This window comes from Cupriavidus sp. FW216-B1 (assembly GCF_058789195.1).
The window spans coordinates 838114-851932 of sequence record NZ_JBYTEL010000001.1; the positions used below are offsets into that span (position 1 = coordinate 838114).

The 13819-nt window shown below is 67.9% G+C and carries 13 protein-coding genes; 5 read left to right on the plus strand and 8 right to left on the minus strand.

The genetic code is table 11. The annotated features are described in order from the left end of the window. Positions 1–63: 63 nt before the first annotated feature. Entirely contained in the window at positions 64–1077 is a 1014-nt protein-coding gene (locus AC3WXD_RS03590; RefSeq protein WP_492323043.1) for a Bug family tripartite tricarboxylate transporter substrate binding protein, read from the plus strand. Between the two features lie 97 nt (positions 1078–1174). Further along, positions 1175–2239, plus strand: coding sequence for a carbon-nitrogen hydrolase family protein (locus AC3WXD_RS03595; protein WP_020205475.1), 1065 nt, complete (start codon positions 1175–1177; stop codon positions 2237–2239). Positions 2240–2565: 326 nt separating this feature from the next. Here AC3WXD_RS03595 and AC3WXD_RS03600 read toward each other — a convergent pair whose 3' ends face one another. The 3 genes from AC3WXD_RS03600 to AC3WXD_RS03610 form a co-directional block, all read right to left on the minus strand. Continuing rightward, entirely contained in the window at positions 2566–3687 is a 1122-nt protein-coding gene (locus AC3WXD_RS03600) for a mechanosensitive ion channel family protein (protein ID WP_492323044.1), read from the minus strand. A 178-nt stretch (positions 3688–3865) separates the two neighbouring features. Next, positions 3866–4507 carry a DsbA family oxidoreductase gene (locus AC3WXD_RS03605; protein ID WP_492323045.1) on the minus strand — a complete coding sequence of 214 codons (642 nt, stop codon included), beginning with the start codon at positions 4505–4507 and terminating at the stop codon, positions 3866–3868. Between the two features lie 121 nt (positions 4508–4628). Beyond that, positions 4629–5561, minus strand: coding sequence for a dihydrodipicolinate synthase family protein (locus tag AC3WXD_RS03610; RefSeq protein ID WP_020205478.1), 933 nt, complete (start codon positions 5559–5561; stop codon positions 4629–4631). A 163-nt stretch (positions 5562–5724) separates the two neighbouring features. On the opposite strand from AC3WXD_RS03610, the gene AC3WXD_RS03615 reads away from it, so the two are divergent. Next, a complete protein-coding gene (locus AC3WXD_RS03615; protein WP_492323046.1) occupies positions 5725–6657 on the plus strand; it encodes a LysR family transcriptional regulator in 933 nt (310 codons plus the stop codon). A gap of 24 nt (positions 6658–6681) precedes the next feature. Here AC3WXD_RS03615 and panE read toward each other — a convergent pair whose 3' ends face one another. Next, entirely contained in the window at positions 6682–7605 is a 924-nt protein-coding gene (gene panE, locus AC3WXD_RS03620; RefSeq protein WP_492323047.1) for a 2-dehydropantoate 2-reductase, read from the minus strand. Positions 7606–7812: 207 nt separating this feature from the next. On the opposite strand from panE, the gene AC3WXD_RS03625 reads away from it, so the two are divergent. Beyond that, positions 7813–8628 carry a class II aldolase/adducin family protein gene (locus AC3WXD_RS03625; protein ID WP_492323048.1) on the plus strand — a complete coding sequence of 272 codons (816 nt, stop codon included), beginning with the start codon at positions 7813–7815 and terminating at the stop codon, positions 8626–8628. A gap of 13 nt (positions 8629–8641) precedes the next feature. Here the strand turns inward: AC3WXD_RS03625 and AC3WXD_RS03630 are convergent, their stop codons facing one another. Then, positions 8642–9559, minus strand: a complete 918-nt coding sequence (locus AC3WXD_RS03630; protein ID WP_059411653.1) for a LysR substrate-binding domain-containing protein — start codon at positions 9557–9559, stop codon at positions 8642–8644. Between the two features lie 111 nt (positions 9560–9670). Further along, entirely contained in the window at positions 9671–10996 is a 1326-nt protein-coding gene (locus AC3WXD_RS03635; RefSeq protein ID WP_454733290.1) for an MFS transporter, read from the minus strand. Between the two features lie 97 nt (positions 10997–11093). Between AC3WXD_RS03635 and AC3WXD_RS03640 the strand changes: the two genes are divergently transcribed. Then, positions 11094–11258: a hypothetical protein gene (locus tag AC3WXD_RS03640; RefSeq protein ID WP_492323049.1), complete on the plus strand. Its 165-nt coding sequence runs from the start codon at positions 11094–11096 to the stop codon at positions 11256–11258. Between the two features lie 39 nt (positions 11259–11297). On the opposite strand, the gene AC3WXD_RS03645 is transcribed toward AC3WXD_RS03640, so the two are convergent. Continuing rightward, positions 11298–12911, minus strand: a complete 1614-nt coding sequence (locus AC3WXD_RS03645) for an acyl-CoA synthetase (protein WP_492323050.1) — start codon at positions 12909–12911, stop codon at positions 11298–11300. Positions 12912–13025: 114 nt separating this feature from the next. Further along, complete coding sequence (locus AC3WXD_RS03650; RefSeq protein WP_059411650.1) at positions 13026–13811, minus strand: enoyl-CoA hydratase/isomerase family protein; 786 nt, start codon at positions 13809–13811, stop codon at positions 13026–13028. Between the last annotated feature and the right edge of the window lie 8 nt (positions 13812–13819).

A 13819-nucleotide genomic window follows, 5' to 3' on the forward strand; every position in this document is an offset into this window, starting at 1 on the left:
GCCACGGACGACGTTGTTCGACAAGGCTTTAGCCACACCACTACCTACGAACTGGAGAAGGGAATGAACCACAAGTCCTACTCGACCGGCAACAGCCGGCGCAGTGCACTAGCAGCGCTGCTGGTGATCGGCGCCTGTTGCGCCGTCGCGCCTGTCCGGGCCGCGCCTTACCCGACCAAGCCGATTACCCTGGTGGTCCCCTTTGCGGCAGGAGGCCCCGTCGACATCGTTGCGCGGGCGATTGCCCAACCGCTGGGCGTGCAACTTGGCAAGCCCGTCGTTGTGGAGAACGTCGGGGGCGCTTCCGGGATGATAGGCGCGGCGAAGGTCGCACGCTCACAGCCTGATGGCTACACGCTGCTTCTCGGCACCGCGGGGACGCAGGCGTTGAATCCCAATGTCTATGCGAAGGTGCCATATCGCTCACCGGAAGACTTCCAGCCAATTGCAGAGGTTGCGAGCATCCCGTCTGTCCTGTCGGTGCCCACCGGCTCTCCTCACAAGACGATCCAGCAGTTCGTGTCCTTCATCACGAAGAATCCCGGGTCCGTGACGATGGGCAATGCCGGCCCGGGTTCCGTCTCGAATCTCGCGGCGCTGACGTTCCTGGCTAGCGTCAAGGCGAAAATCACTCCGGTTTCATACAAAGGAACCGCCCCCGCCTTTGTCGACCTCATGGGAGGTCAGATCGACTCGCTGTTCGACACCACCGTGCAGGCCGTCCCGCAGATCAAGGGAGGGCGTGTCCGAGCGCTTGCCACAACGTCCCCTTCCCGTCTTCCGAGTCTGCCGGATGTTCCCACGCTCGCGGAAAGCGGCTACCCGAATACCGAACTTCTCATCTGGTACGGACTGCTGGCGCCCGCAGGATTGCCGGGTGACGTCCTCAAGACGCTCAGCGACGCCGCGCGAAAGGCCCGCGCCGACGCCCAGTTCAACAAGGCCATGCGCGATGGCGACGCCCTCGTCCCGCCCGAAAACCAGGGAAGCGCGGAATTCGCGGAAAGGGTCCAGCGCGATGTCCGTCGATTCGGAGAACTGGTCAAGCAAGCAGGCATCACGAAGGGCAGCGAATAGCCCCGGGCCAGGGCGTGGCCGACGCTCATGGCCTTCATAAGATCGCGGCGCGAAGGCGCCGCCTCATCCAGCAAGACCAACGAACAAGGATCTCAAAATGATTCAGTATCCGCGCTACAAAGCCGCAGCAGCGCACGTTTCCCCTGTCTATTTCGACATCGATCGCACGGTGGACAAGGCCTGCGATCTTATCGCCGAAGCGGCACGCAGCGATGTACGCCTGCTGGCGTTCCCGGAAAGCTTCATCCCCGGCTATCCGCACTGGGGACGCATTGTCGCCCCCATCGAGACCGACGAACTCTTCGCCGCAATGGCCGCGCGCGCCATTCGCATCGATGGCCCCGAGATCGCCCGGCTGCGCGCTGCCGCAGCCCGGCACGAGATGGTCGTGTCGATCGGATTCAACGAAGGCACCAATGCCAGCGTAGGTTGCCTCTGGAACTCCAATGTGCTGATCGGCAGCGACGGCACGATTCTGAATCACCATCGGAAGCTCGTTCCGACCTACGTGGAGAAGCTGATCTGGGCCAACGGCGATGGCTCCGGCCTGCGCGTGTCGGAGACCGACATCGGCCGGATCGGCATGCTCATCTGCGGAGAGAACGCCAATCCCCTGGCCCGGTACACGCTGATGGCGCAAGGCGAGCAAGTGCACATATCGAGCTACCCGTCCGTGGCCCCGGCACGCAAGCCGGATGGCAGCGGTGGCTATGACATCCAGGACGGCATTCGCATCCGGGCCGCCAGCCACTCGTTCGAAGCGAAGGTGTTCAACATCGTGGCGTCCACGCCATTCGACGAAACCGCCAGGCGCTTCCTGGAGCCGCTGGGCAAGGACGTGCTCGCCTTGCTCGAGAACGGCTCTCAGACTGTCTCGATGATTCTCGATCCGACCGGGAAGCCGGTCTCGGATGTCCTGTCGACGGACGAAGGTCTCTGCATCGCCGAGATTGACCTCAGCCGTGCGCTTCCCGTGAAGCGGATCCACGACGTGGTCGGCTATTACAACCGCTTCGACATCTTCGATCTCCAGGTCAACACGTCTCGCAATCTTCCGATCTCCTGGCGGAATGGCACCCAGCTTCGGGAACCGGGCGCCGGCACGCTTGCAGCCGCCGAGCCGGAACTGCCCATCCATCTGGTGCCGACAGAGGCGCTGTAAGCCTTGAGAAACAGGGGGTTCGTGGCTGGAGCTGGTCCAAGGCGCGAACCCTCGCAAGCCGGAATCGGGTTGAAGACGTTATCTCAGTCAAGCTTGTTATGAGTCCCGTAGGCGCGTTGCCAGGGGCGAAGGATGCGCGATGCGGGATGGGCTTGCTCCAAGCCCGACAATGAAGGGCGTAGCCTGACCAGAGGCATGCGGCCTGAGTGTCACTTCGCGGCCAACCGCTTCGAGCAATATCTCTTGTGGGTGATGCAACCGTACCGCTGGCGACGCCCGCACGCTTGGTTGCGGGATTTTGTTCAGTCGAGTGGCGCGCTGGAAAGTCATTTGGCCGCACCTTCTTGAAGACGTCCTGGCTCTCCGATTTCGTGGCTTGACGCACTTTCAAACCGTTCGGGCCTGCTCTCCTCCCCCTCGACCCGCAGCCTCGGCAAAAACTGCGGATACTCCCGCTGCATGAAATCAATCAGCCCTTCCCGCACCACGCAGCGCAAATCCCACGCCAGCCCCGAAGAAGCCGCGGTGCACAGCACCCGCAACTGCATCGTCCGCTCCGTGGCATCGGCCACCACGAGGTTGAAAAAGCGCTGGTCCCATTGCGGCGCGGCGCGCACGATGCGCTCCAGTTCCGCGCGCAGCGGCGCCAGCGGCATGCCGTAGTCGACATAGAAGAACACGGACCCCATGATCTGGGCGTTGTTGCGGGTCCAGTTCTGGAACGGCTTTTCGATGAAGTACTGCAGCGGGATGATGAGGCGGCGCTCGTCCCAGATGCGCAGCACGACGTAGGTGCCGGTGATTTCTTCCACGCGGCCCCACTCGCCTTCGATGATGAGCACGTCGTCGAGCCGGATCGGCTGGGTCAGCGCGAGTTGCAGGCCGGCGATGAGGTTGCTGAACACGGGCTTGGCGGCGAAGCCGGCGATCAGGCCGAGCACGCCGGCGGAGGCCAGCAGGCTGGCGCCGACCTGGCGGGCGCCGGGGAAGGTCATGAGCAGCATGGCGGCGCCCATGACCACCACCAGCGTCATGGCGGTGCGCGCGAGCACGCGGGTCTGCGTGTGGATGCGGCGCGCGTTCATGTTGTCGGCCACGTCCACGGGGTGGCGGTCCATGATGCCTTGCGCGCAGCCGGCGATGATGCGCGCCACCAGCCAGGTGGTGGCGGCGATCATCAGCAGGCCGTTGAGATGGCGCACGCTGTCGATCCAGCGCAGTTCGTCCGGCGCGGCCTGCCAGACCGTTTGCAGCGCCAGCAGGGGCAGGACCACCGTCGACGGCGCGCGCGCTTTCCTGACGACGGCATGCAGCAGCGGCGCGTGGCGGGTGATGCGCAACAGCAGCAGGCCGCCGAGGCGGTGCGCCAGCAGCGCGATGGCCACGGCGACCACGGCCGCGGTCCATGTGCCGAACCAGGGATGGGCGAGGAGGATTGCCATGTTCATCGGTCGGTCGTCCTGTGTCGTCGCGACTGCGGCGATTATGCAGGGAAGGACACGGGGATGGCACGGAAGTTTCGCCCGCCCCCTCGGGGCGGGCCGCCGCAGTCACGTGGGTCCGTGCGCGCGGCAATACCGGGGCAGGCCGGCGCGGGCGCCGTGGCAGCCGCGCGCCGCGCCGCGTTCAGCCTTCGGCCAGGATCTGGCGGATGGCCTGCTCGAAGGCTTCCACCGGCTGCGCGCCGGTCAGCAGATAGCGCTTGTTGAAGATGATCGACGGCACGGACTGGATGCCCATGCCCTGGTATTCCTGCTCTTCGGCGCGCACTTCGTCGGCGTAGTCGCCGTGTTGCAGCACCTGGCGCGCCTGCGCGGGGTCGAGCCCCGCCGCCTGCGCGGCCTCGACCAGCACGTCGTGGTTGCTGGGGTCCTTGCCGTCGCTATGGTAGGCACGCAGCAGCGCGAGCTTGAGCGGCAGTTGCTTGCCGTGCAGGCCGGCCCAGTGCAGCAGGCGGTGCGCGTCAAAGGTGTTGTAGACCTGTTCGCGCGGGCCGAAGGCAAAGCCGACGGCGGCGCCGCGCTCGCGGATCATGGCCTGGGTCTCGGCGATCTGCGCGGGCGTGCGCCCGTATTTCTTGCCGAGATAGTCGACGATGGCTTCGCCGTCCGGTCCCATCTGCGGGTTCAGCTCGAACGGATGGAGCACGATCTCGGCGTCCACGGCGTCGCCAAGCCGCGACAGCGCAAGCTGGAGCGAGGACAGGCCGACGGCGCACCACGGGCAGGCGATGTCGGAGACAAAATCGATTCTGAGCGGCTGTGTCATGGCGGATCTGGTGGCGCGGCCCGCGGTGCGGCCGGCCCGATAGAAGGTCAGGATGGCCCGACAGGGTAGCCCGAATCGCCGATCCTTGCAGGATGGCGATTCGGGCATGTCCGCCGCCCGCTCAACGCCCCCAGCGCAGCACCAGCGGGTCCAGCCGGCGCGCGATCTGGAGCAGCCCCGCGCGCGTGGCCGGGTGCATCGGCTGGAGCGGATGGCGCACCGCGTCGGAGGCGATCACGCCGCCCTCCTTCATCAGCACCTTGCTGGTGGCCAGCCAGCCCTGGCGGTTCTCGTAGTTGATGAGCGGCAGCCATTGTTGGTAGTGGTCGGCGGCGCCCTCGGCGTCGCCGGCCTGGTAGGCATCGACGATGCGGCGGATGCCGTCCGGGAAGCCCGCGCCGGTCATGGCGCCGGTGGCGCCGGCGTCGAGGTCGGCCATCAGCGTGATGGCTTCCTCGCCATCCCACGGGCCGACGATGGCGTCGCCGCCGAGCGCGATCAACTCGCGCAGCTTGGCCGCCGATTGCGGCACCTCGATCTTGAAATACGACACGTTGGCGATTTCCTTCGCCATGCGCGCGAGGAACGGCGCGGACAGCGTGGTGCCGCTGACCGGCGCGTCCTGGATCATGATGGGGATGTCGATGGCGTCGGACACCGTGGCGTAGAACGCATGGATGGCGTGCTCGGGCACGCGGATGGTGGCGCCGTGGTACGGCGGCATCACCATCACCATCGCGGCGCCGGCGTCCTGCGCGGCGCGGCTGCGCTCGGCGCAGATGCGCGAGCTGAAGTGCGTGGTGGTGACGATCACCGGCACGCGCCCCGCCACGTGGTCGAGCACCGTGGCCATCAGCGTGCTGCGCTCGGCGTCGGTCAGCACGAACTGCTCCGAGAAGTTGGCCAGGATGCAGATGCCGTTGGAGCCGGCGTCGATCATGAAGTCGATGCAGCGGCGCTGGCCATCGAGGTCGAGGCCGCCCTGCTCGTCGAAGATGGTCGGCGCGACCGGGAATACGCCCCGGTAGGCGGTTTGGCGGGCTGGCTGGGTCATGTCTGTCTCCTTGTCGTGCGCAGGGGCCGTGTTCTTGTCTCGGGTGCTTGCGCAATATAAGAGCGTCCGGCGTCCGATGTATATTGAAACCTTTCCATCTGGCGATCGCTTTTACGACTCACTGGCTCGCCGGACAAGACCTGACCCTGGACGCCGCACGCCCATGAGAGCCACCCTCGACGTACTGATGTCGCGCCTGCGCATGAAGCAACTGCAGTTGCTGATCGCGCTGGACGACCACAAATCGCTGCACCAGGCGGCATCCGTCATGGCCATGACGCAATCGGCCGCCAGCAAGGCCCTGCAGGAACTGGAGAGCATGCTGGACGCGCCGCTGTTCGAGCGGACCCGGACCGGCATGCGGCCCAACCCGTTCGGCCATTGCGTGATCCGCTATGCGCGGCTGCTGGCCACGGACCTTACCGCGCTGTGCCAGGACATGGCCGAAATCCGCTCGGGCACGGCCGGGCGGCTTGCCGTGGGGGTCATCATGGGCGCCGTCACCGGCGTGCTGGCGCCCGCGCTGGCCAGCCTCCAGGCGGAGCAGCCCAACCTGTCGATCGAGATCGTGGAAGACACCAGCCTGCGCATGCTGGGCCTGCTCGACGACGGCCGGCTGGACCTCGTCATCGGCCGCACGCTGGTGAGCGACCAGCCCGCCCGCTACCGCTACGAGGCGCTGGGCAACGAGCCGATCTCGGTGGTGGTCGGCCACGCCCACGCGGCGCCGCGCGCGCGCGAGCTCGCCTTTGCCGACCTGGCGAGATACCGCTGGGTCATCTATCCCGCCCAGATGCCGATGCACGCGCTGCTGCTGCGCGAACTGGACCTGGCCGGCATGAGCATGCCGGCCAACGCCATCACCACGGCCTCCACGCTGGTCACGGTGGCCTTGCTGCAAGGCGGTGCCAACCTCGTGTCGCTGCTGCCGACCAGCGTGGCCGAGCCCTACGCGCGCCAGAAGATGCTGCGCATCCTGCCGGTGAAGATGCAGTCGCGCAACGACACCTTCGGCATCGTCACGCGGCGCGGCGGCACGCTCTCGGCGGCGGCCCGGCGGCTGATCGCGGCGCTGCGGGCCGGCAAGCCGGATTGAGGTGCCGCCCGGCGGGATGGCCGGTCAGCCGCCGCGCGCGCGGCGCGCCTCGTAGGCCTTCAGGCTGGCCAGCGCCATCTGCAGCGTCGGCGCCGGCACCGGGCCGCGGCGCGCCAGCAGGTCGCCCACGATCTGGTCGGATTCGATGGCGCCGCCGCGCTCGAGGTCGCGCAGCATCGACGCCGTCATCGGCGAGCCTTCCTTGAACAGCGAGGCCGCGGCCTGTTCCAGCGCCGGCGCGCGCGCGGGATAGCCGTTGGCCGCGGCAATGGCGGTGCATTCGTCGAGCAGGGCCGCGATCACGTCGCGCCCGTGCGGGGCGGCCAGGATGTCGCCCACGGCGGCCCGCATCAGGCAGGTGGACGACGCCAGCGTGGCCAGGAACAGCCATTTCTCCCACATGTCCTGCAGCATGGCCTCGCTGCGCTGCACGTCGAAGCCGGCGCCCCCGAACACGGCGGCCAGGGCCTGCGCGCGGTCGCTGCTGCCGGACGGACGCTCGCCGAAGGACAGCACGTGGAAGGCCGAGAGATGGAGGATGGTGCCCTGCTCGTCCAGCGTGCTGGAGATCAGGCAGCGGCCGCCCATGACCCGTTCGGCGCCGAAGCGGGCATCGAGCTTGTCCAGATGCTGCATGCCGTTGAGCAGCGGGATGATGACCGTGCCCGGGCCCACGGCGGGCGCGAAACCGTCCATCGCGCTGTCGAGGTCGTAGGCCTTGCAACTGAGCAGCACCACGTCATACGGTTGCGCGATCTGCCCGACCTGCACCAGCGGCGGGTTGGGGAAATGCAGGTCGCCGTGCTGGCTCTTGACCTTCAGGCCATGCTCGGCCAGTTGGGCGGCGCGCCGCGGGCGCACCAGGAACGTCACGTCGCGCCCGGCCTGCAACAGCCGCGCGCCGAAATAGCCGCCAGTGGCGCCCGCTCCGACAACCAGAATACGCATCTTCGACTCCAGAATCCGGCCCGGCGGGAGGCCGGGCGATGCGCCATTGTAGTGGCTGGCGGGCGAGGCTGCCGGCACGCCAGCGGCCGCGCGGCGGGGCCCGCGGCGCGCTGCTGCCAATCCATCAACAGCCTGTGAGTATTCATCGATAGCGGCGCCTGCCGGTCTCGCCCAGAATGGGATCTGCTCAAGCCATCTGGAACCTTTGTGAACGACATCGCGAATAGCGCCCTGCAGATCCCGACGCCCATCGGCGGCGCCCTGCCCGCACCGAAGGCATTCGATTCCCACGACGCCACGCGCCGGGACCGCAAGCTGCGGCTGGCCGCCGCGTTCCGCATCTTCGCCCGCTTCGGGCTGGCCGAAGGCATCGCCGGCCACATCACGGTGCGCGACCCGGAGCATGCGGACCGCTTCTGGGTCAATGCCTATGCGCAGCATTTCTCCGCCATCCACCCCGACGACCTGATCTGCATCGACGAGCACGGCAAGGTCCACGCGGGCACCGGCCCGGTGAACGCGGCGGCGGCGGCGATCCATTGCGGCATTCATGGCAGCAACCCCGACGTGGTTGCCGCCGCGCACACGCATTCCGTCTATGGCCGCGCGTTCTCGGCGCGGCACCGGACGCTGCTGCCGATCAACCAGGAGGCCTGCCTGTTCTTCGAGGACCAGGTGGCGTTCCAGGGCGACGTGCTGGTGCTGGCGGCGGACGAAGGGCGGCGCATCGCGCAGTCGATGGGCGACCGGCGGGCGGCGGTGCTGGTCAATCACGGCCTGCTGACGGTCGGCACCTCGGTCGACGCGGCGGCCTTCCGCTTCGTGGCGATGGAGCGCTGCTGCCAGATCCAGTTGCTGGCCGAGGCGGCCGGCGAGTTCAGCGTGCTGTCCGATGAGGAGGCGCGTTCCGTGCGCCGCCAGATCGGCTCCGACTATGTGGCGTGGCTGGGTTTCCAGGGCCTGTTCGAACAGTTGCTGCGCGAGAGCCCGGACCTGCGCGCCTACCAGGCGGCCATCCGGTAGCCGCGGATCCGCTTCAACCGGCGCCCTGCACGCGCCGGACGTAGCTGGCCGCCGCGTCGATCAGCCATGCCTCGAACCGGCGCACGGGCTCCCAGTGGCGCCGCTGCTCGGGAAACGCGAAATAGATGTTGCTCGGGCTCGGCACGAAGTGCGGGTGCGCGATGACCAGCTGCCCGCTGGCCAGCTCGCGGTCGACCAGGCTGCGCGGCAGCAGCGCCAGGCCCTGCCCCGCCACCGTGGCGTTGATGGACATGACGAACATGTCGTAGTGCGGCGTCGGCGCGTCGTGCTCCAGCGGCCGCCCGACCAGCGATTCGCCCCAGTCGGTCCAGGCCGCCGGGATGTCGCGCGTGTAGATCCACGGCGCCGCGGCGATGCGCTCGAGCGGCAGTTCGCGCTGCCCGTCGCACCAGACCGGCGCGCACACCAGCACCAGGCGGTCGTCGCTGACCAGCGCGGCGCCGGTCATGCCCGCCCACAGATGCTGGCCGAAATAGATGGTCGCGTCGAAATTGGAGTCGTCGAAGAAGTTCGGCTGGTCCCGCCCGATGATGTGCAGGCGGATGTCCGGGTTCAGGTCATAGAAGCTCTGCAGGCGCGGCACCAGCCACTGCGCGGCGAACGAGACGCCGACGGCCACGTCCAGATGCAGCTCGCTCTCCGAGCGGATCAGCTCGATCGTGTCGCGGCGGATCTGGTCCAGGTGCACGCGGATGCGGCGCGCGTATTCGGCGCCGGCCGGCGTCAGCACGAGGCGCTGGCGCACGCGGTGAAACAGGGCCACGCCCAGGTCTTCTTCCAGCTCGTTGACCTTCTTGCAGACGGCCCCGTGGGTCTGGGCCAGTTCCGCAGCGGCCTTCGAAAAGCTCTCGTGCCTGGCGGACGCCTCGAACGCCTGCAACGATCCCAGGCTTGGTACGCCACGACGCATTGTTTACTCCTTCCTTCAGCTTGTCCGGTACGGGCAGATCAAAGGCAAAAAGGGCGCGGTCCGCCGGACCGCACCCTTAGGCTGCCGACAAGGTCAGCTTACCGCTTGTGGTCAGCTTACCGCTTGTGGCCTTGCCGCCGCCCCCGGCGCCCGGCTGCTCTCCAGCGCCACGACCACGCAGGCCGACACCAGCATCAGGGCGGAGACGCCATAGAACGCGATGGCGAAGTGGCCCGAGACGTCCTTGGACCAGCCGATGAAATAGGGCAGCACGAAACCGGCGCAGACTCCCAGGCTGGTGATGAGCGCGATACCCGCCGCGGCGGCGCGCTCGGCCAGGAAGCGGCTGGGCAGTTGCCAGAAGGTCGTCATTGTACAGAAGCAAGCCGCCGTTCCCACCGCGAAGGCGGCGATGGTGCCGTAGGGCGAGCGCATCCACATGGCGACCGTCAGCGCGGCGGCGCACACCAGCAGCGGCCCGGCGATGTGCAGGCTGGTGATGCGGTGCCGTTTCACGATGCGGCCCCACACCAGCATGCTGGCCACCGCGAACGCGAAGGGGATGGCGGTGATCATGCCGATCTGGGGAATCGTGTACTTGACGCCGAGCGTCTTCTCGAACGAGGCGACCACCTGCGGCAGGAAGTACAGCAGGGACACGATGCCGGCGTTGATGCCGAAGTACACCACGCCCAGCGCCCAGACCCGCCCGTTGGCGATGACGGCGGCCAGGCCGTGGCCGGCCCGCGTGCTTGCCGAGGCCTGTTCCTGCGCCAGCACCGCGGCGATGGTCGATTGCTCGGACGCGGAGAACCAGCGTGCCTTGGCCGGGCTGTCCGGCAGGTAGAAATACACCACGATGCCGAGGACCACGGACGGCAGGCCTTCGAGGAAGATCATGGCGCGCCAGCCCGACAGCCCGAACACCGTCACGTTCTCCATCAGCCAGGTGGAAACCGGGGCGCCCAGCACGCCGGTCAGCGGGATCGCGGTCACGAACAGGGACATCATCCAGACGCGGTCGCGCGTGGGCAGCCAGAGCGTCAGGTAATAGACCATGCCGGGGAACAGCCCGGCCTCGAACACGCCCAGGCAGAAGCGCGCCACGTAAAGCCACTGGGCATTGGGCACGAGGCTGGTCAGCGACGACGCCACGCCCCAGGTCAGCATGATCCGCGTCATCCACAGGCGCGCGCCGAAGCGGTACATGCACAGGTTGCTGGGCACCTCGAACAGGACATAACCGAGAAAGAACAGGCTTGCCGCGAGGCCGAACTGGGCCGCCGTCATGCCAAGCTCATGGTTCATGGTCAGCGCGGCGTAGCCGATGTTGGCACGGTCGAGCTGGTTCGCCATGTACATCAGGATCATCAGCGGCGCCAGCCGCCAGGCGATCTTTCTTGCAATCTCGGGCGGCATCGCAATGGGGGCAGTCATGTCAATCCATCCTTTTTTTCTGTATCTCGGACCACGAGTTGCACCAGAATCTACGTGGTGCGGCCGGGACCCGCTACGGACAAAAGATGAACGGCTTATGACGGACTTTCACAATGCGCCAGCTTGGTTAGGAAAAGCCGGCAACCGGATCTGCATTGGTGCACACGAAGCGATAAAGACGCCATCTGCCGCGGAAAATCCCGGAAATGGGGCGGTTCTGGCCGGGGAAACGCGCTTCGGTATTTACCCGGATATCGTCTGACCGGCGCGGCAAATCAACGAGCCGCGAGCCTCACGGCGGCTAGCCGGCCTGCCCGCCCTGCTCCCGCAGCCGGATCTTCAGCACCTTGCCCGTCGGATTGCGCGGCAGCGCCGCCACCATCCGCAGTTCGCGCGGCAGCTTGTAGCGCGCCAGCCGCGGCTCGGCGAACGCCTGCAATGCTTCCAGCGTCAGGCTGGCGCCGGGCTTGAGCGCCACCACGGCCACCACGTGCTCGCCCCATTGCGCATCGGGCGCGCCGATCACGGCGACTTCGGCGATGGCCGGGTGGTCGTACAGCACGCTTTCCACCTCGGCCGGGTAAACATTCTCGCCGCCGGTGATGACCATGTCCTTGAGGCGGTCGCAGATGAAGTAGAAGCCCTCCTCGTCGGTGTAGCCGACGTCGCCGGTGCGGAACCAGCCGCCGGGGTAGAACGCGCCGGCGGTGGCGTCGGGGCGGTTCCAGTAGCCTTTCATGACGTTGCCGCCGCGCACGCAGATCTCGCCGCGCTCCCGCGCGGTGGCAACGGGAGCGCCGTTGAACGCGCGGATGCAGACTTCGGTGAGCATGGCCGGCGTGCCGCACGAGCCGAGCTTGTCCGCGCCGCGCTCGGGCGCGAGGAAGGTGGTGGCGGCGGCGGTCTCGGTCAGGCCGTAGCCCTGGTTGACGGGGATGCCGCGCGCGGAGAACAGGCGCAGCAGCGGCTCGGGCATGGGCGCGCCGCCCACGGAGATGCCGCGCACGCTGGAGAGGTCGGCGCGCGCGAAGTCCGGATGCTGGCTGATGAACAGCAGCATGGCGGGCACGGCGAAGCTGAGCGTCACGCGGTAGGTGGCGATGTCGCGCATCACGGCGGCAGGGTCGAAGCTGCGCTGCAGGACGAGGTGGCCGCCGGCCATCAGGATCGGCAGCGTGATGCAGCACATGCCGCCGACGTGGAACAGCGGCGCGAAGTTGAGCCCGACATCGGTGCTGGCGATGTCGCTCATCATGGTGACGTTGAGGTTGTTGATCCAGAAGTTGCCGTGCGTGAGCATGGCGCCCTTGGGGTTGCCGGTGGTGCCGGAGGTGTACATGATGGCGGCCACGTCGTCGGGGCGGGTGGCGGCCAGCGGCGGCGCGGCGTTGTGGTGCGCATTGCCGTGTGCGATGCCGTGTGCGTTGCCGCCGCCGGCATCGGCCAGCAGCGCGTCCAGCCCTTCCCAGCCGGGCGCGGCGGCGCGGGCCAGGTAGCGCCGGCACTCCAGCCGGCCGCGCACTTCGTCGATCACGGCGGTGTAGCCGTCGTCGGCGAACAGGGTATGCACGCCGGCGTCGTTGAGGATGAAGGCCAGCTCGGGCCCGGTCAGGCGGAAATTGAGCGGCACGAAGATGGCGCCGAGCCAGCCGCACGCGAACTGCGTGACCAGGAACAGCGGGTCGTTCAGGCCGAGATAGCCCACGCGCTGGCCGGGCCGCACGCCGCCGGCGGCGAGCACGGCGGCCATGCGGCCGGCGCGGGCGACAAGCTCGCCGTAGCTCCAGGTCTGCCCGCCGCTGGTCAGCGCCGGGCGCTGCGGGCCGCGCGCGGCGCGGCGGCACAGCCAGTCGGCCATGCCGAGGGCCAGCATGCCGGCGCTGTCGCCGTCTGGTGAGGATGATGAGGCGGTCATGGTGTCTCCCATACGCGATGTCCCCTGTCTCGCAAGCTGCCGGTCGCCGCCGGCATGGTCATGTCGTCACGCTGCCATACCGCCATGTCGCCAGATCGCTATGCCGCCATGCCGTCACTTGCCGGTCCACACCGGCTTGCGCTTCTCGTTGAAGGCGGCCAGCCCTTCGCGCGCGTCCTCGGTCATGGCCAGCAGCGCGATCTGGCTTTCCGTGTAGGCAATGCCCTCGCCGAAGCTCATCGAGGCCATCGCCTGCATGGCATATTTGCCGCGCCGGATGGCGGTGGGCGATTTGTCGGCCACGCGGGCCACGAGCCAGTCGGTGCGCGCATCGAGCTCGCCGGGTGCGGCGAGGTAGTTGAGCAGGCCGGCGGCCCGGGCCTCGGCAGCGGTGAACGGCTCGCCGCCGATGCACCATTCGCGCACCAGCCGCGGCGGCGCCAGCGCCTGCAGCAGGCTCAGCACCTGCATGGGGAACACGCCGACCTTGACCTCGGGCAGGCCGAACAGCGCGGTGTCCGCGGCCACGGCCATGTCGGTCATGCACAGCAGGCCCATGCCGCCGGCCATGCAGGTGCCGTTGACGCGGGCGATGGTCGGCAGCGTGGCCTGCTGCGACTCGCGCAGCATGTCGGCGTAGTCCAGGTTGGGCCGGGACAGGTCGAACGCGAAGCCCTTGCCGGGCTGGAGGTCGGCGCCGGCGCAGAAGGCCTTGTCGCCGGCGCCGGTCAGCACGATGGCGCGCACGGACGGGTCTGCGTGCGCGGCGCGGTAGCCGGCGCGGATGCCGGCGATCACGTCCTGGTTGAGCGCGTTGCGCTTGTCGGGCCGATTGATGGTGATCCAGAACGCGGCGCCGCGCCTGTCGTGGAGGACGGCCGGGGTGTCGGCTTCGCTCATGGGTGGTC

What these genes read in the sequence shown, in the direction of transcription:
- AC3WXD_RS03640 (WP_492323049.1), top strand. Translation starts at nt 11,094, where the DNA reads ATGACGGACTTTCACAATGCGCCAGCTTGGTTAGGAAAAGCCGGCAAC.
- AC3WXD_RS03615 (WP_492323046.1), top strand. Translation starts at nt 5,725, where the DNA reads ATGAGAGCCACCCTCGACGTACTGATGTCGCGCCTGCGCATGAAGCAA.
- AC3WXD_RS03635 (WP_454733290.1), bottom strand. Translation starts at nt 10,996, where the DNA reads ATGACTGCCCCCATTGCGATGCCGCCCGAGATTGCAAGAAAGATCGCC.
- AC3WXD_RS03610 (WP_020205478.1), bottom strand. Translation starts at nt 5,561, where the DNA reads ATGACCCAGCCAGCCCGCCAAACCGCCTACCGGGGCGTATTCCCGGTC.
- AC3WXD_RS03605 (WP_492323045.1), bottom strand. Translation starts at nt 4,507, where the DNA reads ATGACACAGCCGCTCAGAATCGATTTTGTCTCCGACATCGCCTGCCCG.
- AC3WXD_RS03590 (WP_492323043.1), top strand. Translation starts at nt 64, where the DNA reads ATGAACCACAAGTCCTACTCGACCGGCAACAGCCGGCGCAGTGCACTA.
- AC3WXD_RS03595 (WP_020205475.1), top strand. Translation starts at nt 1,175, where the DNA reads ATGATTCAGTATCCGCGCTACAAAGCCGCAGCAGCGCACGTTTCCCCT.
- AC3WXD_RS03645 (WP_492323050.1), bottom strand. Translation starts at nt 12,911, where the DNA reads ATGACCGCCTCATCATCCTCACCAGACGGCGACAGCGCCGGCATGCTG.
- AC3WXD_RS03600 (WP_492323044.1), bottom strand. Translation starts at nt 3,687, where the DNA reads ATGAACATGGCAATCCTCCTCGCCCATCCCTGGTTCGGCACATGGACC.
- AC3WXD_RS03650 (WP_059411650.1), bottom strand. Translation starts at nt 13,811, where the DNA reads ATGAGCGAAGCCGACACCCCGGCCGTCCTCCACGACAGGCGCGGCGCC.
- panE (WP_492323047.1), bottom strand. Translation starts at nt 7,605, where the DNA reads ATGCGTATTCTGGTTGTCGGAGCGGGCGCCACTGGCGGCTATTTCGGC.
- AC3WXD_RS03630 (WP_059411653.1), bottom strand. Translation starts at nt 9,559, where the DNA reads ATGCGTCGTGGCGTACCAAGCCTGGGATCGTTGCAGGCGTTCGAGGCG.